This is a genomic window from Micromonospora sp. NPDC005298 (genome assembly GCF_040607375.1).
In the GTDB taxonomy this organism is placed as follows: domain Bacteria; phylum Actinomycetota; class Actinomycetes; order Mycobacteriales; family Micromonosporaceae; genus Micromonospora.
The window spans coordinates 211,508-231,211 of the sequence record NZ_JBEXGP010000003.1 but is presented as its reverse complement, the minus strand read 5'-3'; the positions used below and the strand labels follow the sequence as shown (position 1 = coordinate 231,211).

Here is a 19,704-nt window from a genome sequence, read left to right as displayed (position 1 = left end):
TCGCGACCCTAGATCACCCCTGGGCGGCGCGGACGGCGGCGAGGGCGTCCACCTGCCCGGCCCCCGTCACGTTCGCCGGGTTGCCGCAGGCGTCCGCCCGATTGCGGGAACGGTAGGTCGGCACGGCAGGCGTCGCGGTGTCCCGCAGGATCTGCCGCGTCCGCGCCAGGTCGCCGACCAGCGCCGGATTCGCCGACCACATCAACGCCACCACCCCGGCCACCTGGGGCGACGCCATCGACGTGCCGTCCAGGACGCCGTACCCGCCGCCCGGCATCGCCGACACCACACCCACGCCCGGCGCCAACACGTCCGGCTTGACCACACCACCGGCCACCGGCCCGCGCGAGGAGAACTCGGCCACCCGCCGCTGCGCGTCCACCGCGCCGACGGTCAGCACGTCCGGGTACGGCGCGGGCGGGTCCTCGATCGACCCGCACCACGGGCCGGTGTTGCCGGCGGCGGCGACCACGAAGATCCCGGCGGCGTCCAGCGCGGCGGTGGCCGGTCGCAGGACCCTCTGGTCACAGCCCTCGATCGGCGGGCAGCCCCACGAGTTCGTCAACACCTGCGGGGCGCGGTCCGGCCGGCCGTCGGTGAAGGGGTCCCCGCCGGCCGGGAAGGGGGCCAGCATGAACTGGAGGCAGTCCAGATAGTGCCCGGGGCTGCCCAGGTTGCGGTCCAGGTTGACGCAGCCCACCCACTGGGCGTCCGGCGCCACACCGATCCCGTCCCGGCCGACCGCGCTGCCCACCGTGTGGGTGCCGTGCCCGCCCTTGTCGGTGGGGGACCGGGTGCCGTTCCACGGGTCGTACCAGGAGTCGTCGCCACCGCGGAACCCCGCCCGCAGCGCCGGGTGGACGCCGTCCACCCCGGAGTCCGAGCTGCCCACGACGATGCCCGTGCCGGTCACCCCGAGCTGCGACCACACCCGGTCGGCGCCGAGCTGGCGGATGTTCCACTCCGGACCGGTGGGCGCGGGCGCGGTGCCCCGGGTCTGCCCGGCCGGCGCGGGCAGGGGTCGCAGGCGTTGGCTGACCAGCACCCGGGCAACCTCCGACCGGCGCGCGAGCCATGCCCGCAGCCCCGGGCCGCCGTCCACCTCGACCGCGTTGACCAGGTAGTACGACACCGGGTCGAGCCCCAGCCGGCGCAGGTCGCGGCGCAGGTCCCCCTGGCTGCGTTCGGCGGTGTCCACCAGCCGCCGGTAGACCTCCGTCGCCCGGGCGTCCCGGCCGGCCCGGCCCGGTGCGCCGGCCGGCAGACCGGTCAGGTCGGCCTGCTCACGCAGCACCACCAGCAGCCGCTCGCCGTACAGACCGGGCTGCCCTGGGCCGACGTCCACCAGGCCGAACGTCACGAGCAGCACCACCGCGGCGATCGCGGCCACCCGACGGCTCGGGGTGCGCGCCGACTGCCGCGCCAGCAGGACCGCGTACCCGATGGCGACGGCGACCGCCACGGCGAGCCCGGCGCCGGCGGCGGCCGCCACCCAGAACGGCACGTCGCGGGTGCCGACCAGCAGCAGGCTGATCTCCTCCGGGTCGGTGAACGCCAGCGGGCCGAGTACGCCCAGTCCCACCAGCCAGCCGGTCGCCGTCCGGCCGGCGCGCGCCGCGCCCTCCGGGTCGGCGGTGGACCGCCAGGTGGCGGCCCAGAGAGCGGCGAGTGTGAAGCCCGCCGGCGGCAGGGTCAGCAGCGCGGGTAGCTGGGCGCCGGACTGGCCGGTGCCCGCCGCGAGCAGCACCAGCGCCACCCCGGCCACCAGGCCGCCCACCAGCACCAGGCGGGCCGGCCGGGGTGGCCGGCCGACCGCGAAGGTGGACCAGAGGGGCGCGTCGAGCAGCGCGGCGGCCAGCCTGCCGATCGCGGAGGCGGCCAGCAGCGCGAGCACGGTCTCCAACAGACCGCCGAGCGCGCCCAGCCAGGCCCAGGGCAGCAGCAGGGCCAGCCCGGCGGCGACGGCGAGCAGTGGCACCGCACCGGGTCGCCGGGACCGTCGCCCGGCCGGCTCGGGACCGCCGCCGGCTTGCGGTGCGTCGGCGTCCGCCGTGCCGGCCTGCGCCGCGCCAGCCTGCGCCGCGCCAGCCTGCGCCGCGTCGGCGTGCGGCGTGGGGCCGTGGGGCGTGGGGCCGTGGGGCGTGGGGCCGTGGGGCGTGGGGCCGTGGGGCGTGGGGCCGTGGGGCGTGGGGCCGTCGGGCGTGGGGCCGTCGGGCGTGGCGGGGTCGCGGGTGCCGGCGGGGCGGCGCGCCCACCGGGTCGCGGCGAGCGTGGCGAGTGCCGCCACGGCGGCCAGCGCGGCGAGGTACGCCTCGTGGTGCACCTGCGGCACGATCCGCAGCAGGGTGAGCACCCCGAGAGTGAGAGCGGCGGCGAGCCACACCCGTCCGGTGGCCCGCACCGGCGCCGATCGGGGCAGCACGGCCAGCAGCAGCGCGGGCGTGCCCACCAGGACGACCGTGGTGACGCCCAGCACCGGCCAGAGCCAGCCGACCCGGTCCCGTCCGAAGCTCAGCAGCACCTGGTCGGTGAGCCAGCCACCGGTCTGGGTGGCCACGGTGACCGCGACGATCCAGGCGCCGACCAGCACGGCCGCGACCACCGGCCATGGGCTGGCCGGGCGCGGTGGCGGCTGGTGAGGCAGCGGTTGACCAGCGGGTGACGGGGAGCCGACCTGCATGACTCGCACAGTACGGGGCGGGCGGCGCATGTCGACACGCTCCCCACGGCGGATACGGTGGACGGGTGCGAGATCCCAACATCTCCCGATCCGTCGCCGGGCAGCTCTCGCCGGTGCGTCGTGCCGCCGACCTGCGCCGACTGCGCGCCGAGCGCTTCGACGTGCTGGTCATCGGGGGTGGAGTGACCGGTGCCGGTGCCGCCCTGGACGCGGCGTCCCGAGGGCTGAAGGTGGCCCTGGTCGAGGCGCGTGACCTGGCGGCCGGCACCTCCAGCCGGTCCAGCAAGCTCATCCACGGCGGTCTGCGCTACCTGGAGCAGCTGGAGTTCCACCTGGTCCACGAGGCGCTCACCGAACGCGGCCTGCTGGCCACCCGGCTCGCGCCGCACCTGGTCCGCCCGGTGCCGTTCCTGGTGCCGCTGCCGGCCGGTCGAGGGCTGCGGGACCTGCCCGCGCGACTCTTGCGCCGCTCGTACTACGGGGCCGGCGTGGCCGCCTACGACGCCTTCGCCGGGCTCTTCGGTGGCGGTCGGGGCATGCCGCTGCACCGGCACCTCACCCGCGAGGGTGCCCGGCGCATCTTCCCGAGCCTGCGGGCCGACGCGCTGGCCGGCGCGATCCGCTACTACGACGGTCAGGTCGACGACGCCCGTCTGGTGGTGACCCTGGCCCGTACGGCGGCCAGCCTCGGCGCCACGGTGGTGAGCAGCGCCCGTGCGGTGGGGCTGATCCGGCAGGCGCGGGAGGTCACCGGTGTCCGGGTCCGTGACCTGGAGGCGCCGGCCGGCTCACCGGATGCCGAGTTCGAGGTGCAGGCCCGGACGGTCATCGCCGCCACGGGCGTGTGGAGCGACGACATGTCGCGGATGCTCAACGACGTGGGCCTGCGGCCCGGCGTCCGGGTCCGCGCGTCGAAGGGCGTGCACCTGGTGGTGCCCCGCTCGGCGATCACCGGCGAGACCGGGCTCATCCTGCGTACGGCCAGTTCGGTGCTCTTCGTCATCCCGTGGGGCGGGCACTGGATCATCGGTACGACGGACACCGACTGGCGGCTGGACCGGTCCCACCCGTCCGCGTCGGCCCGCGACATCGACTACCTGTTGCAGCAGGTCAACACGGTGCTGGAGCGGCCGTTGACCACCGCCGACATCGAGGGCGTGTACGCCGGCCTGCGGCCACTGCTGGCCGGCGAGGCCGACTCCACCTCGAAGCTGTCCCGCGAGCACGCCGTCTTCGAGCCGATGCTCGGGTTGCTGCTGGTCGCCGGTGGCAAGTACACGACGTACCGGGTGATGGCCTCGGACGTGGTCGACCGGGCCGCCCGCCGGCTGGGTGGCGCCCGCCCGTCGCGTACCGCCGATCTGCCGTTGTTGGGCGCGGACGGGTACCCGGCCATGTGGCGGGACCGGGCGGACCTGGCCCGGCGGCACGGCGTGCCGGTGGGCGTGTTGGAGCATCTGCTGGAGCGGTACGGCACCCTCACGCTGGACCTGCTGGCGCTGATCGACGCCGATCCACTGCTCGCCTCCCCGCTGGCCGGTGCTCCGGAGTACCTGGCGGCGGAGGTCGCGTACGCGGCGCGGGCCGAGGGCGCGTTGCATCTGGAGGACGTGCTGACCCGGCGGACCCGGATCTCCTTCGAGACGACGCACCGGGGCCTGGAGTCGGCGGAGCACGCCGCCGAGTTGATGGGTGCGGTGCTGGGTTGGGACGCGGACACGCGGCTGCGCGAGGTGGAGCACTACCGCGCCCGGGTGCTGGCCGAGCGGCAGTCCCAGTTGATGCCGGACGACGCGACCGCGGACCAGGCCCGTCTCGGCGCCCCGGACGTCCGGGGGTACGCGGCCGACCGTGGTGAGGACGATCAGGCGACGCTGCGACCCACCACCCGATGACCGAAAAGTGACGTTACCAATGGGTAACCATCGATACCAGCCCGGATGGTGGTTTCGGACGCTACCTACGGTGGGGTAGGTTCCGCGCGTGCTGTACCGCGCGCGCCCCCGTCTGCTCGGCTCCCTCCTCGTTGCGGCGCTCGCCGTCACCCTGACCGGCTGCTCGCTGTTCGAACGGGACGCCGGTGTGACACCGCAGGCACCGCCACCGGTGGGCTCGGCGGCCGGCGGGCCGCTTCCCGAGGTCCCCACCACCGTCGCGGCGGGTCAGGTCAGCCTGCTCCAGCGGCTCGGCACCGACGGCCCGCTGCGCACCCTGAGCGTGGAGCGCACGGGTGCCTGGCAGTGCCTGGACTGCGCCGGCGACGGGGTCACCTCCCGTGGCACGCTCGCCCCCGAGCAGACCGAACGGCTCCAGGTGCTGCTGGCCGACCCGAGGCTGGCCGAGGAGACCGATCAGGTCCGGCGGTACCGGGCGACCTGCATCGACGCGCTGACCTCGAGCCTGCTCACGTCCACCGGGCTGATCACCTCACAGGACTGCCCGGGTGAGGAACGACCGGTCGTCGCCGGGGAGATCCTGCTGCTGCTCACCCAGGCGACCCCGGCCGAGGTCATCGGCTGACCCCGAGCCGGTTCAGAGCACCTTGCCCGGATTGAGCAGACCGTCCGGGTCCAGCGCCGACTTGATCGCCTGGTGCACGCGGACGCCGACCGGCCCGATCTCCCGGGCCAGCCAGTCCCGCTTGAGCAGCCCCACCCCGTGCTCACCGGTGCAGGTGCCGCCCAGGTCCAGGCCGAGCCGCATGATCTCGTCGAACGCCCGCCGGCCCCGCTCCACGCTCGCCGGGTCGGCCCGGTCGACCACGATGTTCGGGTGCATGTTGCCGTCCCCGGCATGCCCCACCACGCCGATCGGCACCTCGCACTCCACCGCGATCCGGGACACCCCGTCCAGCAGGGCGGCGAGCGAACCACGCGGCACCGCCACGTCGTCGATCACCAGACCGCCGTTGCCGCCCGGGTACGCGTCGGCGGCGAACTTCTCCATTGCCGGGTGCGCCAGCCGCCGGGCCTGCAACAACGCGGCCGCCTCCACCGCGTCGGTGGCCGCGTACACCTCGTCGGCGCCGGCCGCCTCGCACACCTCCGCCAGGCCGGCCAGGTCGTCCGCCGCCCGGGTGCCGGTGTCCGCGGCGGCGAGCAGCAGGGCGTGCGCGTCGGTCCGCAACCCCATCGGCTGGTACGCCTCGATCGCCCGCAGGTGGGTCTGGTCCAGCAGTTCCAGCAGGCTGGGTGTCAGCCCTCGGGCGGCGATCTCGGCCACCGCCGCGCCGGCCGCCGCCGTGGACGGGAACACCGCCACCATGGTCAGCGACTCGGCCGGGGCGGGCCGCAGCGCCACGGTCACCTCGGTGATCACGCCGAGGGTGCCCTCCGAGCCGACGAAGAGCCGGGTCAGGTCGTAGCCGGCAACCCCCTTGGCGGTACGCCGGCCGGTGCGCAGCACCTCACCCGAGGCGAGCACGACCTCCAGGCCGAGCACGTACTCGGTGGTCACGCCGTACTTGACGCAGCACATGCCGCCGGCGTTGGTGGACACGTTGCCGCCGATCGTGGACGACTCCCACGAGCCGGGGTCCGGCGGATACCACAGCCCCTGCTTGGCCACCGCCCCCGCAAGCGTCGCGTTGACCACCCCGGGCTGGACCACCGCGATCCGGCTCACCGGGTCGATCTCGCGGATCTCGTCCATCGCGACGGTGCTGAGCACCACCGCGCCGTCCACCGCGTTGGCCGCGCCGGCCAGCCCGGTCCGAGCGCCCTGCGGCACCAGGGGTACGCCGTGTCGGGCCGCCGCCCGGACCACCGCGACGACCTGCTCGGTGGTGCGGGGGCGGGTCACCACCAGCGGGGTGCCGGCGGCGCAGAGGTCCGCCTCGTCCCGCTGGTGCATGCGCAGCAGGTCCGGGTCGGTGAGCACGGCGTTCTCGCCGAGCGCGGCGCGCAGGTCGTCGAGGAGTCCGGTGGGGGCCATGCAGCCGAGGCTAGGTCGCCGGCCGCCGATCATCAACATGATCGACTGCGCGGGATAGCTTGGGCGTCATGCTCTACCTGGACCGGCCTGCCTGGCCGTGGCGTGGACGTCTCTGGTCACACCTGATCAGCGACGTCTCGTACGCCGAGCTGCACGCCTTCGCCGAGGCACTGGGCGCGCCCCGGCGCGGCTTCGACCGGGACCACTACGACATTCCCGCCGACCGGTTCGCGGCGGCGGTGTGGCTCGGCGCGCGGGTGGTGCCGAGCCGGGAGCTGGTCCGGTTGCTCCGCGACGCCGGCCTGCGCCGCCCGAAGCACCTGGTCAGTCGGCCCGCGCCGGTGGGTCGGTGAGCGCGGCCAGCTCGCGGCGCAGGTTGTCCCGGGCGGGACGCTCCCATCGGCCGGCCAGTGGCGGTAGCCGGAACAGCGCGGGCAGGGCCAGCAGACCCGTCAACACCGCCGCCCGCCCGGCCCGGAAGGCCGGCTCCGGCACGTGCGCGTACTCCCGTCGGACGGCCGCCGCGTAGCGGTCGTACACCTCGGGTGGCGTGGCCAGCACGGCGAGGTCCGCGTCGCAGAGCAGCGCGCCGTCGCGGTCCCCCGGTGTCACCGCGTGCCCGGCGGTGAGCAGCACCAGGCGGTGCACCTCGGCCACCGCGGACGCCGGCACCCCGAGCCCGGTGAGCACGCCTGTGGCGAGCGCGGCGCTGTCCCGTTCGTTGGCGTCGCCGGCGGCCCGCGGGTCGTAGACGGCGTCGTGGCACCAGGCGGCGAGCCGCACCAGGTCGACCCGGCCGGCCAGGTCGGCGTGCCGGTCCACCACGTCCAGGACGGCCCCCAGGTGGGTGACCGTGTGGTAGTGCCGCTGCGGCTCCCGCCACCTGGCGAGCAGCTGCTCCCCGGCCCGCGTCACCGCCGGCCCGGGCCGCGCGCCGGCAGCGTGGGCCGCCGCCCGCCACCGGTCCAGCAGATCAACCACCGCCCGATTCTGTCGCATCCGCCCGCGACGCGCCGGACGGGAGGATTCAGCGGCCCCGCCACGGGTAGTCGCGCCCATGGCCGTGGCCCGGGACAAGCGACCACCGATGGTGCGGCGTACCGCGCTGCGCGACGGGCTGGTGGACATCGACGGCGCCCGGATCGCCGAGGCCACCGAGGAGCTGCGCCATCGCGGTCGGGCCACCCTGCACGACCGCCTGCACCGGGTACGCATGGCCGGCGGACTGGCCGTGCAGGCCGGGCTCGCGGCAGGGCTGGCGTACTTCGTCTCGCACCGGCTGCTCGGCAACCCGCAGCCGGTCTTCGCGCCGATCTCCGCGGTCGGCACCCTGGCCGCGTCGGTGGGCCAGCGGTTCCGCCGGACCATGGAACTGATCATCGGGGTGGCCGTCGGGGTGGCCGTCGGCGACTTCCTGATCTATCTGCTGGGCACCGGGGCGTGGCAGCTCGGCCTGGTGGTCACCGTCGCCATCCTGCTCACCATCTTCGCCGGGGCCAGCGTCGCCATCGTCATCCAGGCGGCGGCCACGGCGGTCCTGATCGTGACGCTGAGCCCCTCCACCCAGGATCTGGAGATTCCGCGCTTCGTCGACGCGTTCCTCGGCGGTGGGATCGCGCTGCTGGTGACCGCTGTCCTGCTGCCGCTCAACCCGCTACGGGTGATCAACCGGGCGGCCCGTCCGGCGTTGGACCTGCTCGCCGCGCAACTCGACACCACAGCGGACGGGCTGCGCACCCGGGACCGCGCGACCGTCCAGCGGGCGCTGGAGCGGCTACGCGACAACAAGGAGGAACTGGCCACGCTCGCCGAGGCGATCGAGGGGGCGAAGGAGACCGCCACGCTGTCCCCGGCCCGCTGGCACCGCCGCGACGAACTGACCCACTACGCGGAGGCGGCCGACCCCATCGACCGGGCGATGCGCAACAGCGGCACGCTGATCCGCAGGTCCGTCACCCTGATCGAGGACGACGAGCCGATGCCCGAACCGATGGCGGACGCGATCGGGCACCTCGCCGAGGCGGTCCGGCTGCTCAAGCACGAGTTCGCCGCCGGCGAGACACCCGAGAAGGCCCGGGAGCGGTCCCTGCGCGCGGTCAGCGAGGCCGGCCGGGCGTACGGCGCGGGGGTCGGCTTCTCCGGCAGCGTGGTCATCGCCCAGATCCGCACCACGGCCAGCGACCTGCTGGTCGCCTCCGGAATCGAGCAGGAGGAGGCGAACCGGTGGATCCGCACCGCGTTCGGCGAGCAGGAGCGGCCCATCGGTGAGTCGGCCGAGCCGGGCGAGGCGGCGAAACCGCCGACCGCCCCGCCCGTCGGCTGAACTCAGGCCAGCTCGGCGAGCGCGGCGAGCAGCCGGTCCACCTCGTCGACGGTGCTGCCCAGGCCGATACTTGCCCGCAGCGCGGTGGACGGCAGGTCCCGTCGGCCGCTGCGCCCGGCCGCCTCGGCGAGCAGCCGCCGGGCCAGCGGGTGGGCACAGAACAACCCGTCGCGTACGCCGATCCGGTGTCGCGCCGCCAACCGGGCGGCCACCTCGGCGGAGTCCCACCCGGCGACCACGAACGAGACGATCCCGACCCGGGGCGCGTCCGGACCGAAGGTGCGCAGCTCCACCACGTGCGGCAGAGCGGCGACGCCGGTACGCAGTCGAGCCAGCAACGCCTGCTCACGAGCCGACAGCGCGGACCGGTCCGCCCCGGCCAGCGCCGCACAGACCGCCGCCAGCGCCACCGCGCCGAACAGGTTCGGGGTGCCGCCCTCGTGCCGCGCCGGTCCGGTCGCCCAGGTGACGTCGTGGGTGGCCGAGCCGACCCGGCTGGTGGCTCCACCACCGGCCAGGTACGGCGGGGCCGCGTCCAGCCAGTCCGCACGGCCGATCAGCACACCCGCGCCGAACGGGGCGTACAGCTTGTGGCCCGACACGGCCAGGTAGTCCACGTCGAGCGCGAGCAGGTCGACCGGTTCGTGCGGGGCGAGTTGCGCGGCGTCCACCGCGATCCGGGCACCGTGCCGGTGGGCCACCCGGGCCAGCTCCGCGACCGGCCAACGCTCACCCGTCACATTGCTGGCCCCGGTGACCGACACCAGCACCGGCAGCGCCGGGTTGCTGTCGCGGCGCAGCTCGGCCAGCGCGGCGGCGAGGGCGCGTACCGCCCCGGCGGGGTCGGCGGGCACCGGCAGCCGTACCGAGCCGCGCGGCCAGGGCAGCAGGTTCGCGTGGTGCTCGCCGGCGAACGTGACCACCGTGGTGCCGACGGGCACCGACCGGCCCAGCAGGTTGAGCGCGTCCGTGGTGTTCCGGGTGAAAATCACGTGGTCGTCGGCGCGGGCGCCGAAGAAGTCACCGATCGTCTGCCGGGCCTGCTCGTAGGCCAGCGTGCAGCGCCGCGACAGCGCTCCCGCGCCCCGGTGCACGCTCGCGTACCAGGGCAGCAGCTCGGTCACCGCGTCGGCCGCGGCGCGCGCGCACGGCGCGCTGGCCGCGTAGTCCAGATTGATCTCGCCGGGCACGCCGAGCACGTCGAGTGGCGCGGGCGCCGCCGTGGGCAGGGCGGGCAGCGAGGGTACGAGAGTGACGGACACGCCGGAACCTCCGGGGTCAGGGACCCCGGGTGCGGCATCGGGACGGGGTCCGCGCTTGCCCAGCACGCCGATCGGGCTGGGCCCGGTCATCACCCGGGGCACCCCACCGCGAACTCGACGAGGGTTGCCGGCCAGCAAGCCGGGGCTTGACGCTGGCGCTCGTGACCTGCCCGGCAGCATAGCGGCTGCCGATGCGACCGGACCAGCCGGCGACTGATGGCTACGCTGACCGCATGGCCGACACCCCGCCCGGTTCACCCCTGCCGTCGTCGCCGTCCGCGCCCGCGGCTCCGCCCGCCGGCGAGGCACCACGGATGCCGCTGCGCCGGCTCGGCTGGCGGCGGTTCCTGGTGCTGGCCGGGGTGGTGCTCTTCATCGCCGCGTGCGCGGTGTTCATGGTCTTCACCCTCGGCCAGTCGCTCGGCGTACGGGCGCTGCTCATCGGGGTGGTGGCCGCCATCCTGCCGGTGCCGGTGCTCGTCGCCTGCTTCCTCTGGCTGGACCGGTACGAACCGGAACCCCTGAAATACCTGATCTTCTGTTTCGCCTGGGGGGCGTTCGTCTCCACGGCCGCCTCGCTCACCGTGAACGAGTTCGCCGCCGGCCGCTTCGCCGACTGGGGGTTGCCGGCCGCGCTCACCGGCGTGCTCGTGGCGCCGTTCATCGAGGAGCTGACCAAGGCGCTCGGCCCGATCCTGCTGCTGGTGTTCCGCCGCCGGGAGTGGTCCGGGATCACCGACGGGCTGGTCTACTGCGGGCTCTCCGCGGTCGGCTTCGCCATGGTGGAGAACATCCTCTACCTGGGCGGGTACGGCTACGCGGCGGGCGCCGACCGGTACGGCCCGGCGACCGGCACCCAGCAGGTCATCGCCATCTTCATCGTGCGGATCCTGCTGTTCGGGTTCGCCCATCCGCTGTTCACCTCGATGACCGGTGTGGGGCTCGGTGTCGCGGCGCGCACGGCGGACCGCCGGGTCCGGGTGCTGGCGCCGGTCGCCGGTCTGCTGCTGGCGATGATGCTGCACGGCACCTGGAACCTGCTGCCCACACTGACGCAGGCAACCGGCGAGGCGATCATCATGTTGTACGGCTTCCTCGGCCTCATGGTGCCGGTCTTCTTCGGCATGGTGGGGCTCGCGGTGTGGCTGCGCGCCTGGGAGGGGCGGCTCACCGAACGGACGCTGCCGGACTACGTACGCGCCGGCTGGTTGACCCCGCCCGAGGTGGCCGCGCTGAGCAGTCTCGGGCGTCGGCACGCGGCCCGCAGTTGGGCCCGCCGGGTCGGCGGGGACGCCGGCCTGCGAGCGATGCGCAGCTACCAGTTCGCGGCGACCCGGCTGGCGCTGCTGCGCGACGGGACGCTGCGCGGCCTGGACCGCAAGCCCGCCGACCAGGAACGGTCGGCCCGGGAGGAGCGGGAGTTGCTGGAGGCGATCGGGGCGTACCGGTCGTTCTTCGTGGGTCGGGACCCGCAGGCTCCGGTGGGGGTCTGGGACGGCAGCCGCTACCACCTGCGCTTCCCGGACGGCACGCGGCGGCCGGTGGACGCCCCGGACGAGCCGGTCGTGCCGATCCCGGTGGTCCTGGCTCCCGCGCCGCCCGCGCCTCCGGTGGGGTACGCGCCGCACGGCTGGCCCGGTCCACGGCCGCCGTGGACGCCCGGCCAGCACTGACCGGCGGTCGGCTCAGGTCATCAGGGTGGTCAGGAAGTCACCGAGGCCCTGGGCCATCGCGACGAGCGCCGCCCCGATCGCCTTGAACATCTGCGCGGCGCCGTCGGGCCGGAATGCCATGAAGTAGATCAGGAACGCGACGCCGCCCCAGGTCAGCAGCTTCTTCACGAATACCGGCATCGTCCCTCCCCAGGGCCACGGTCGCCGGATGGCTTCCCGTCGTGCGGCGCGGCAAACGGCGCGTGGTGGGGAGGAGGGGCGCTACAGGTACAGGCCGGTGGAGTCGTTCTCGATCCGCTCGGCGGCCACCGCGTGCACGTCCCGTTCGCGCAGCAGCACGTAGCCGCGGCCGTGCAACTCGACCTCGGAGCGGTCGTCCGGGTCGAAGAGCACCCGGTCGCCGGAGACGATGGCGCGGACGTTCGGCCCCACCCCGACGGCGGTGGCCCAGGCGAGGCGTTTGCCCACCGCGGCGGTCGCCGGGATGACGATGCCCGCGGTGGATCGGCGCTCGCCCTCGCCGCCCTCCATCCGTACCAGCACGCGGTCGTGCAGGAGGCGGATCGGCAGGCCGGCGTCGAGATCCTGGTCGGCGGTCACGACGCAGACGCTACCGTGTCGCCCACGGCCGGCCGCCGGTGGTTACGCCTGAGGTCGTGGGGGCAATGTGTGGCGGAACTGCCCTACGGTGTCGGGAACGGACGTATGCTGTCCGACCTGTCGACGTGGGCGGACCCATTCTTTCTGCCAGGAGGTGCGCTTGAGCCGCTTCGAGCGGATACGCGGGCGGCTCCGCCGCGCCTACCAGTCGAGCCGGGAGACGGTTCGCGCCGACCAGGACCCTCCGAAGGAGGTTCCGGAGCCGGCGCGGGTGGCCTCACCCTCGGTGCCGGGGCCGAGCGCGCCACCGAGCGCCATGGTGATCGGCGCGGAGCCTCCGGTGGACCTGCACACCTCCACCTCCAGCCGCGACGACGCCGACGTGCCGCACGGACTACGCATCGCCGCCGCCTGGTGCTGGCGGTTGATCGTGATCGGCGTGGTGGCCTGGGCCCTGCTGCGGATCGTCGGCACCATCAAGATCGTGATCATTCCGCTGGCCATCGCGCTGCTGCTCTCGGCGCTGCTCGCACCGGCTGTGGGCTGGCTGTTGCGCGCTCGACTGCCCCGGTCGATGGCCACCGCGGTCGTGCTGGTTGGCGGCCTGGCGGCGGTGATCGGCACGCTCACCCTGGTGGTCAACGAGTTCATCCGGGGCGTACCGGAGCTGAGCGAGAAGTCCTCGGAGGGCGTCCGGCAGATCCAGGACTGGCTCAAGACCGGCCCGCTGCACCTCTCCGACACCCAGCTCAACCGCTACATCGACGAGGCGCAGGCCTGGATCAACGACAACACCTCGAAGTTCACAAGTGGAGCGCTGAGTACGGCCGCGACGCTGGCCGAGGTGTTGACCGGCACCATCCTGGTGCTCTTCGCGACGTTCTTCTTCCTGCGCGACGGCAACCGCATCTGGCGCTTCCTGGTCCGGCTGCTGCCGGTGGCCGCCCGGTGGAAGGTCGACGACGCGGGCCGCGCCTCCTGGCAGACGCTCGGCGCGTACGTCCGGGCGACCGTGCTGGTCGCCTTCATCGACGCGGTCGGCATCGGCATCTTCCTCGTCATCTTCGACGTGCCGTTCGCCTTCCCGCTTGCCGCGCTGGTCTTCCTCGGCGCGTTCATCCCGATCGTCGGCGCGGCGCTCTCCGGCGGCGTGGCCGTGCTGGTGGCGCTCGTCGACAGCGGCCCGGTCACCGCGCTGATCATCCTGGGTGCCGTGATCGGTGTGCAGCAGGTCGAGGGGCACGTGCTCCAGCCACTGATCATGGGACGGGCGGTCGCCCTGCACCCGCTCGCGGTGATCATCGGTATCGCCGCCGGTGTGGTGCTCGCCGGCATCACCGGCGCCCTGGTCTCGGTCCCCCTGATCGCCGTGCTGAACACGGCGGTACGGCGGCTTGGCGCGCGTACCGTCCCGGACACCCCGCCGGACGCCGTGGTGGTCGCCGCCCAGGCACCCTGACCCAGGCCCCCTGACCCCGGCGCGCGTCCTGCCGGGGCGGGTCCTGCCGCCGCAAGATCGTGCTCGATCCTGGAAGTAGTGGCCTCATCCCGTGGAGGAGGCCACTACTTCCTTGTTTCTGCGCGGGGCGCGGGGCGCAGGTGGCGGGGCGCAGGCCGCAGGGTTGGGTCAGGACTTGGCCAGGCGTTCCAGGGCGCCGCGGGCCACCTCGGGGCGGGTCGTGTACCAGAACGGTGGCAGCGAACGACGCAGGAAGGGCCCGTATCCGCGGGCGGTCTCCAGCCGCGAGTCCAGTACGGCGACGACCCCCCGGTCGCCGGTCGCCCGGATCAGCCGCCCCACCCCCTGGGCCAGCCGCACCGCCGCGATCGGCACGCTGACCGCCGCGAAACCCGAACCGCCGCCCGCGTCCACGGCTGCCGCGCGGGCCGCGGCCAGGGGCTCGTCGGGTCGGGGGAAGGGCAGCCGGTCGATGACCACGAGCTGGCAGGCGTCGCCCGGCACGTCCACCCCCTGCCAGAGCGACATCACCCCGAACAGGCAGCTGGACCGCTCTTCCCGGAACCGGCGGACCAGCAGTGGCAGCGCTTCCTCGCCCTGCAGCAGCACCGGCAGGTCGGTCCGTGCGCGCAGCAGCTCCGCCGCCTGCTGCGCGGCCCGCCGGGAGGAGAAGAGCCCGAGGGTACGACCACCGAGCGCCTCGACCAGCCCGATCAGCTCCTCCCCGGCGGCCTCGGGCAGGCCGGAGACGCTGGGTCGGGGCAGGTGCGCGGCGACGTACAGGATGCCCTGCCGGGCGTAGTCGAACGGCGAGCCCACGTCGAGCGACCGCCAGCCCGGGCCCTCGGTCGCCGGGATGGCGGCGGCGTCGGCCAGCCGGCGGCCCGGTGTCTCGGCGGCCGGGCGGCCGGCGCCGGTGCGGGCGGCCTGCGCGGCGGCGGCCGGCGACGCCGGGACCGGCGGCGCGTCCAGGCCGAGGGCGCGGGCCACCGTGTCGAAGCGTCCACCGAGCGCCAGGGTCGCCGAGGTGGCGACGACGGTGCGTTCGTCGTACAGGTGGGTGGCGAGGGTGCCAGCCACCGACAGGGGCGCGACCACCAGGGCCCGCCGGTTGCCGCTGTCGTTCTTCTCCACCCAGGCCACGTCGTGCTCGGCCTCCTCCAGCAACCGCTGTGCCGTGCTGGAGAGGTCGTCCAGGGCGGCCTTGGCCTGCTGCTTGCGGACCGGGTCCGGATCGTCGGACTTGACGTCGCCGATCGCGTCCAGCGCGCTGCGGGTGGCCGCGTCGAGCAGCGTGCACGCCTCCCGCAGCGGCGCCGGCAGCCCGGCGGTGAGCCGCCCGGCCGGTGCCTCGGCCAGTCCGACCGCGAGGGCGTCGCCGGCGGCGGTGAGCGCCTCGGCGGTCTCCGGCCGCAGCAGCGTACGAGCCCGCCGGGTGGTCCGGTCGATCAGCTCCGGCACGAGTTCCGCCTGCGCCGCCGAGGAGACCCGGTCGGCGAGCTCGTGCGCCTCGTCCACGATGAGCAGCTTGTGCGGCGGCACGATGTGCCGGTCGGCGAGCATGTCGACCGCGAGCAGGCTGTGGTTGGTCACCACGATGTCGGCCTCGCGGGCCCGAGCCCGGGACGCCTCGGCGAAACACTCCTGCCCGAACGGGCAGCGGGTCGCGCCGACGCACTCCCGGGCCGGCATCGACACCAGCCGCCAGGCCTGGTCGTCGACGCCCGGGTCCAGCTCGTCGCGGTCGCCGGTGGCTGTCTTGTCGGCCCAGTCGCGTACCCGTTCGATCTGTTTGCCCAGCCGGCCCGCCTCGCCGAGCCACTTGGTGCCGCCGCCGGGGCGGGTGGCCGGGGCGTCGAAGAGGGTGTCCTCCGGCTCCTCCTCGGTGGAGTTGTCCAGGCGGGCCAGGCAGAGGTAGTGGTGTCGGCCCTTGAGCACCGCGAAGGTGGGCCGGCGGCCCAGCAGCGGCTCGACCGCGTCGGCCAGCCGGGGCAGGTCGTGGTCGACGAGCTGGGACTGCAACGCCAGGGTGGCGGTGGACACGACCACCGGGCCGTCCACGGTGAGCGCGGGCGCGAGGTACGCGAGCGACTTGCCGGTGCCGGTGCCGGCCTGGACGAGCAGGTGCTCGCCACTGGTCACGCACTCTTCGATCGCGGTGGTCATCTGCTGCTGCCCGGGGCGTGCCGCGCCGCCGGGAACCGCGCCGACGGCCGCCGCGAGCAGGTCCGTGCCGCTGGGCCGGGCACCCCGCCGCCGGCTCCCGGCACGGGCCGACGGGGAGGCGGAACCGGTGGCGGTGCGGGGCGGAGTCACCGTGCGACGGTACCCGCCGCCGCCGACACGGGCCGCGCCCATCCGCCGCGTGGCGCGGACCCACCCCGTACGCCCCGGTGGCCGGTGCCGTCCCGTTACGGCCGCGCTACGACGCGTGGGCAGTATCGGTTAGGGTGCGAATCATGCCGAGCGACGTGGTCCGAGTGATCTACCGCAAGTACGACGGCAGCGCCCACCGTGACTACCCGGCCCGCCGGCTCGCCGAGGACGATCTCGGCGTCTGGCTGGGTGTCCCGTTCGGCACCGAGTCGGTCTACCACGGCCGGCCCTCGGTGGAGAAGATCCCGTTTGTCCTGCTGGTGCCGCACCACGCGTGGTGGACGTGCATGTTCAACCCGCCGCCGCGCACCAGCGAGGTCTACTGCGACATCGCCACCCCGGCCCGCTGGGAGTCCGACGACACGGTCCACCTCATCGACCTGGACCTGGACGTCGTGCGCCGCCGGGCCACCGGCCTGGTCGAGCTGCTCGACGAGGACGAGTTCGCCGAGCACCGGGAACGCTTCGGCTACCCGCAGGACGTGGTGGTCGAGGCCGAGGCGGCGGCCCGGTGGCTGTACGGGGCGCTCGGCGACGGCAGCGAACCGTTCGCCACCTCGTACCGCAAATGGCTGGCGCTGGTGGTCTGAGCCGGCGCCCGGGTCACCAGCGCGGCGGCCAGGTGTCGTCGTCGCCCAGCGGGGGCAGGTCGGTCAGTTTCTCCGGGTTGAGCTGGTTGAAGATGCCCGTGACCCGTCCCTGGTCCACGGCGAACGCGGTGACCAGGCGGATGGGCCGCCCGTCGCTGTGCACCGTCTCCATCTGCAGGCCCAGCACGCCGTCGACCAGCACCGGCCGGGACAGCACCCGCTGGGAGTACCGGCCGGCACGGCCGAAAAGCCCCAGCGTGAAGCGGCCCACCGCGTCCGCGCCGACCACCGGTCGACGGGCCGCCGGGAAGTGCCCGCCCGAGTCGCCGAGCAGGACCACGTCCGGCGCGAGCACCCGCAGCAGCGCGTCCAGCTCGCCGGACTCGGTGGCCGCGATGAACGCCTCGAGCACGCGCCGCTGCTCGGCCGGGCCGGCGCTGTGCCGGGGCGCGTCCGGAGCGGTCAGCGCCCGCCGCGCCCGGGAGGCGAGCTGCCGGGCCGCGGCCTCGGTCGTGCCGAGCACGTCGGCGACGCCGGCGAACGGCACCGCGAACACGTCGTGCAGGACGAGGGCGACCCGCTGCTCCGGCGCGAGCCGCTCCAGCACCACCAGCAGCGCCGTGCCGACCTGGTCGGCGCGCACCGCCCGCTCCGCCGGGTCGGGGGCGTACCCGTCCGGTGCCGGCCGACTGTCGGTCGGGCGTACCTCCGGCTCCGGAAGCCACTGCCCGGGGTACGCCTCGCGCCGGACGCGCGCCGAGCGGAGCACGTCGAGGCAGATCCGGGCGCACGCGGTGGTCAGCCACGCGGACAGGTCGCGGATCTCGGCGCGGGCCGCCGGGTCGGCGAGTGCCCCCGCGTAGCGCAGCCAGGTCTCCTGCACCGCGTCCTCGGCCTCGCTGCGGTTGCCGAGCATCCGGCGGGCCACCGCGAGCAGGCGGCCCCGCTCGGCCTCGAACTCCGTCGCCAGGTCCCGCACGAACCCACCACCTCCCGGCCGGTGCCCCTGAGCGTCCATCCTCCCGCCATGTCGAGGCGGGGGCTGCCCCGTACTGCCCGGCCGTGCGGCTCTCGGCGGGCGGATGGCCCGGAGGTGGGCGATGATCCGTGAATGAGCACATCCCAGGAACCGCGGATCGTGGCGCCGGACGGCGGTGGAGTACGGGAACTGCTGCGGGTCACCGCTCCGGTGGATCTCGACGCGATCGATCCCCGGTCCACGCCCGGCCTGCCGGTGGCGGAGATGGACGGCGGCCGCCGCAAGACCTGGGCGCGGGAGCAGGTGGAGCTGGTCGGTGAGGAGCTGGCCCGGCAGCAGGAGATGCTCTTCGCGATGGCCCAGGCCGGCTCGGAGCGGCCGGCGCACCGGGTGCTGCTGGTGCTCCAAGCGATGGACTGCGGTGGCAAGGACGGCACGATCAAGCGGGTGGCGGGCGCGATGAACCCGCTGGGCCTGCACATCCGCTCGTTCGGCCCGCCGACCCCGCAGGAGCTGCGACACGACTTCCTGTGGCGGATCCGCCGCGCGCTGCCGCCGGCCGGGTACGTCGGGATGTTCAACCGGTCGCACTACGAGGACGTGCTGATCGCCCGGGTCGGGTCGCTGGTGCCGGAGGCCACCTGGCGAGCCCGCTACGACGAGATCAACTCCTTCGAGCGGGAGCTGACCGAGGACGGCGTGACGCTGGTGAAGGTGATGCTGCACATCTCGTACGCCGAGCAGGGCGAACGCCTGCTGGGACGGCTCACCGACCCGCGCAAGCACTGGAAGTACAACCCGTCGGACGTCGACGCCCGAGCCCGCTGGGACGACTACCAGGCCGCGTACGCCGAGGCCCTGAGCCGGTGCGCCACGGACGCCGCGCCCTGGTTCGTGGTGCCGGCGGACCGCAAGTGGTATCGGGACTGGGCGGTGGCCCACCTGCTGCGAGAGACGTTCGACACGCTTGATCTGGGGTATCCGGCTGCCGATTTCGATGTGGCCCACGAGCGGGAGCGGCTGCGTGCTGGGGGAGCGGGGGCGGATGGGACGCCCGAGATGAACGGCAGGTGAACGACCGGTGAATGTGGCTTGGCCAGGGGTGGGCCGACGAATTCGTGGTTCGGCCGTTTCCTAGCATTCACCGGGCGGGTGCCCAACGGGTGCCGCCACCCTTCCACCGACGCGACGAGGTCTGTGCTGTGAAGTTTTCCTTCCGCCCCACCGAGGGCGCCTTCTACGAGCTCTTCACCAGGGCCGCGCAGAACCTGGTCCGGGGCACCGCGCTGCTGAACGAGCTGGCCCTGCCCGGCGTCGACGTGCAGTCGGTCAGCGAGCGGCTGACCGAGGTCGAGCACGACAGCGACCAGATCACCCACGACCTGTACAAGAAGATCAACTCGACGTTCATCACGCCGTTCGACCGGGAGGACATCTACCGGCTCGGCTCGCTGCTGGACGACGTGATGGACCACCTCGAGGCGGTCGGCGACCTGCTCTACCTGTACGGGCTGACCGAGCTGCCCGCGCTGCCCCGCGAGCTGCACGAGATGGTCAACGTGCTCGACCAGCAGGCCAAGCTGACCGCCGAGGCGATGCCGCGACTGAAGTCGATGAAGGACCTCGAGGACTACTGGATCGAGTGCAACCGGCTGGAGAACGAGGGCGACCGAATCAACCGGCAGCTGCTCGTCCGCCTCTTCTCCGGTGAGTACGACGCGTTGACGGTGCTGAAGATGAAGGAGGTCGCCGACGAGCTGGAGGCCGCCTGCGACGCCTTCGAGCACGTCGCCAACACCGTCGAGACCATCGCCGTCAAGGAGTCCTGA

The 19,704-nt window shown here is 74.2% G+C and carries 17 protein-coding genes and 1 riboswitch; of the genes, 9 read left to right on the top strand and 8 right to left on the bottom strand.

What is annotated here, in order from left to right; translation table 11 throughout:
- Nucleotides 1-13 precede the first annotated feature (13 nt).
- On the bottom strand, nt 14-2,680 hold the full coding sequence (locus ABZS77_RS10060; RefSeq protein WP_354820136.1) for a S8 family serine peptidase: 2,667 nt from the start codon (nt 2,678-2,680) through the stop codon (nt 14-16).
- Between the two features lie 80 nt (nt 2,681-2,760).
- On the opposite strand from ABZS77_RS10060, the gene ABZS77_RS10055 reads away from it, so the two are divergent.
- On the top strand, nt 2,761-4,575 hold the full coding sequence (locus tag ABZS77_RS10055; protein ID WP_354820491.1) for a glycerol-3-phosphate dehydrogenase/oxidase: 1,815 nt from the start codon (nt 2,761-2,763) through the stop codon (nt 4,573-4,575).
- An 88-nt stretch (nt 4,576-4,663) separates the two neighbouring features.
- Nucleotides 4,664-5,200, top strand: coding sequence for a hypothetical protein (locus ABZS77_RS10050; protein WP_354820133.1), 537 nt, complete (start codon nt 4,664-4,666; stop codon nt 5,198-5,200).
- Between the two features lie 12 nt (nt 5,201-5,212).
- On the opposite strand, the gene ABZS77_RS10045 is transcribed toward ABZS77_RS10050, so the two are convergent.
- A complete protein-coding gene (locus tag ABZS77_RS10045) occupies nt 5,213-6,613 on the bottom strand; it encodes an FAD-linked oxidase C-terminal domain-containing protein (RefSeq protein WP_354820130.1) in 1,401 nt (466 codons plus the stop codon).
- Nucleotides 6,614-6,681: 68 nt separating this feature from the next.
- On the opposite strand from ABZS77_RS10045, the gene ABZS77_RS10040 reads away from it, so the two are divergent.
- The gene (locus ABZS77_RS10040; protein WP_354820127.1) at nt 6,682-6,966 is read left to right on the top strand and encodes a DUF4031 domain-containing protein; all 285 of its coding nucleotides are present in this window, start codon (nt 6,682-6,684) and stop codon (nt 6,964-6,966) included.
- Here ABZS77_RS10040 and ABZS77_RS10035 read toward each other — a convergent pair.
- Nucleotides 6,938-7,594 (bottom strand): metal-dependent phosphohydrolase, encoded by a 657-nt coding sequence (locus tag ABZS77_RS10035; RefSeq protein ID WP_354820124.1) that lies wholly within the window; start codon nt 7,592-7,594, stop codon nt 6,938-6,940. The two genes, ABZS77_RS10040 and ABZS77_RS10035, sit on opposite strands and share 29 nt — an antisense overlap.
- A 106-nt stretch (nt 7,595-7,700) precedes the next feature.
- Between ABZS77_RS10035 and ABZS77_RS10030 the strand changes: the two genes are divergently transcribed.
- Nucleotides 7,701-8,936: an FUSC family protein gene (locus tag ABZS77_RS10030; RefSeq protein ID WP_354820488.1), complete on the top strand. Its 1,236-nt coding sequence runs from the start codon at nt 7,701-7,703 to the stop codon at nt 8,934-8,936.
- 2 nt (nt 8,937-8,938) lie between these two features.
- Here ABZS77_RS10030 and ABZS77_RS10025 read toward each other — a convergent pair whose 3' ends face one another.
- A complete protein-coding gene (locus tag ABZS77_RS10025) occupies nt 8,939-10,198 on the bottom strand; it encodes an aminotransferase class V-fold PLP-dependent enzyme (protein WP_354820121.1) in 1,260 nt (419 codons plus the stop codon).
- Between the two features lie 46 nt (nt 10,199-10,244).
- Nucleotides 10,245-10,365, bottom strand: a riboswitch (SAM riboswitch).
- A gap of 24 nt (nt 10,366-10,389) precedes the next feature.
- Between ABZS77_RS10025 and ABZS77_RS10020 the strand changes: the two genes are divergently transcribed.
- Nucleotides 10,390-11,871 (top strand): PrsW family intramembrane metalloprotease, encoded by a 1,482-nt coding sequence (locus ABZS77_RS10020; protein WP_354820118.1) that lies wholly within the window; start codon nt 10,390-10,392, stop codon nt 11,869-11,871.
- A gap of 12 nt (nt 11,872-11,883) precedes the next feature.
- On the opposite strand, the gene ABZS77_RS10015 is transcribed toward ABZS77_RS10020, so the two are convergent.
- Both ABZS77_RS10015 and ABZS77_RS10010 read right to left on the bottom strand, forming a co-directional pair.
- Entirely contained in the window at nt 11,884-12,051 is a 168-nt protein-coding gene (locus ABZS77_RS10015; RefSeq protein ID WP_354820115.1) for a hypothetical protein, read from the bottom strand.
- A gap of 81 nt (nt 12,052-12,132) precedes the next feature.
- The gene (locus ABZS77_RS10010) at nt 12,133-12,471 is read right to left on the bottom strand and encodes a co-chaperone GroES (RefSeq protein ID WP_354820112.1); all 339 of its coding nucleotides are present in this window, start codon (nt 12,469-12,471) and stop codon (nt 12,133-12,135) included.
- Nucleotides 12,472-12,631: 160 nt separating this feature from the next.
- Here ABZS77_RS10010 and ABZS77_RS10005 point away from each other — a divergent pair, with 160 nt between their 5' ends.
- Nucleotides 12,632-13,930 carry an AI-2E family transporter gene (locus ABZS77_RS10005; RefSeq protein WP_354820109.1) on the top strand — a complete coding sequence of 433 codons (1,299 nt, stop codon included), beginning with the start codon at nt 12,632-12,634 and terminating at the stop codon, nt 13,928-13,930.
- A gap of 168 nt (nt 13,931-14,098) precedes the next feature.
- Here ABZS77_RS10005 and ABZS77_RS10000 read toward each other — a convergent pair whose 3' ends face one another.
- On the bottom strand, nt 14,099-16,288 hold the full coding sequence (locus ABZS77_RS10000) for an ATP-dependent DNA helicase (RefSeq protein WP_354820106.1): 2,190 nt from the start codon (nt 16,286-16,288) through the stop codon (nt 14,099-14,101).
- 101 nt (nt 16,289-16,389) lie between these two features.
- Here ABZS77_RS10000 and ABZS77_RS09995 point away from each other — a divergent pair, with 101 nt between their 5' ends.
- A complete protein-coding gene (locus ABZS77_RS09995) occupies nt 16,390-16,896 on the top strand; it encodes a DUF402 domain-containing protein (protein WP_354820103.1) in 507 nt (168 codons plus the stop codon).
- Between the two features lie 13 nt (nt 16,897-16,909).
- Here ABZS77_RS09995 and sigJ read toward each other — a convergent pair whose 3' ends face one another.
- Entirely contained in the window at nt 16,910-17,875 is a 966-nt protein-coding gene (gene sigJ, locus ABZS77_RS09990) for an RNA polymerase sigma factor SigJ (RefSeq protein WP_354820100.1), read from the bottom strand.
- A gap of 132 nt (nt 17,876-18,007) precedes the next feature.
- Between sigJ and ABZS77_RS09985 the strand changes: the two genes are divergently transcribed.
- Both ABZS77_RS09985 and ABZS77_RS09980 read left to right on the top strand, forming a co-directional pair.
- Entirely contained in the window at nt 18,008-18,949 is a 942-nt protein-coding gene (locus ABZS77_RS09985) for a PPK2 family polyphosphate kinase (RefSeq protein ID WP_354820097.1), read from the top strand.
- 128 nt (nt 18,950-19,077) lie between these two features.
- On the top strand, nt 19,078-19,704 hold the full coding sequence (locus ABZS77_RS09980) for a DUF47 family protein (RefSeq protein ID WP_145778717.1): 627 nt from the start codon (nt 19,078-19,080) through the stop codon (nt 19,702-19,704).

Excerpts from the sequence above, each read along its gene's own strand:
- ABZS77_RS10030 (WP_354820488.1), top strand. The coding sequence starts at position 7,701 with ATGGTGCGGCGTACCGCGCTGCGCGACGGGCTGGTGGACATCGACGGC.
- ABZS77_RS10015 (WP_354820115.1), bottom strand. The coding sequence starts at position 12,051 with ATGCCGGTATTCGTGAAGAAGCTGCTGACCTGGGGCGGCGTCGCGTTC.
- ABZS77_RS10020 (WP_354820118.1), top strand. The coding sequence starts at position 10,390 with ATGCGACCGGACCAGCCGGCGACTGATGGCTACGCTGACCGCATGGCC.
- ABZS77_RS10045 (WP_354820130.1), bottom strand. The coding sequence starts at position 6,613 with ATGGCCCCCACCGGACTCCTCGACGACCTGCGCGCCGCGCTCGGCGAG.
- ABZS77_RS10040 (WP_354820127.1), top strand. The coding sequence starts at position 6,682 with ATGCTCTACCTGGACCGGCCTGCCTGGCCGTGGCGTGGACGTCTCTGG.
- ABZS77_RS09995 (WP_354820103.1), top strand. The coding sequence starts at position 16,390 with ATGCCGAGCGACGTGGTCCGAGTGATCTACCGCAAGTACGACGGCAGC.
- ABZS77_RS10060 (WP_354820136.1), bottom strand. The coding sequence starts at position 2,680 with ATGCAGGTCGGCTCCCCGTCACCCGCTGGTCAACCGCTGCCTCACCAG.
- ABZS77_RS09985 (WP_354820097.1), top strand. The coding sequence starts at position 18,008 with ATGAGCACATCCCAGGAACCGCGGATCGTGGCGCCGGACGGCGGTGGA.
- ABZS77_RS10000 (WP_354820106.1), bottom strand. The coding sequence starts at position 16,288 with ATGGGCGCGGCCCGTGTCGGCGGCGGCGGGTACCGTCGCACGGTGACT.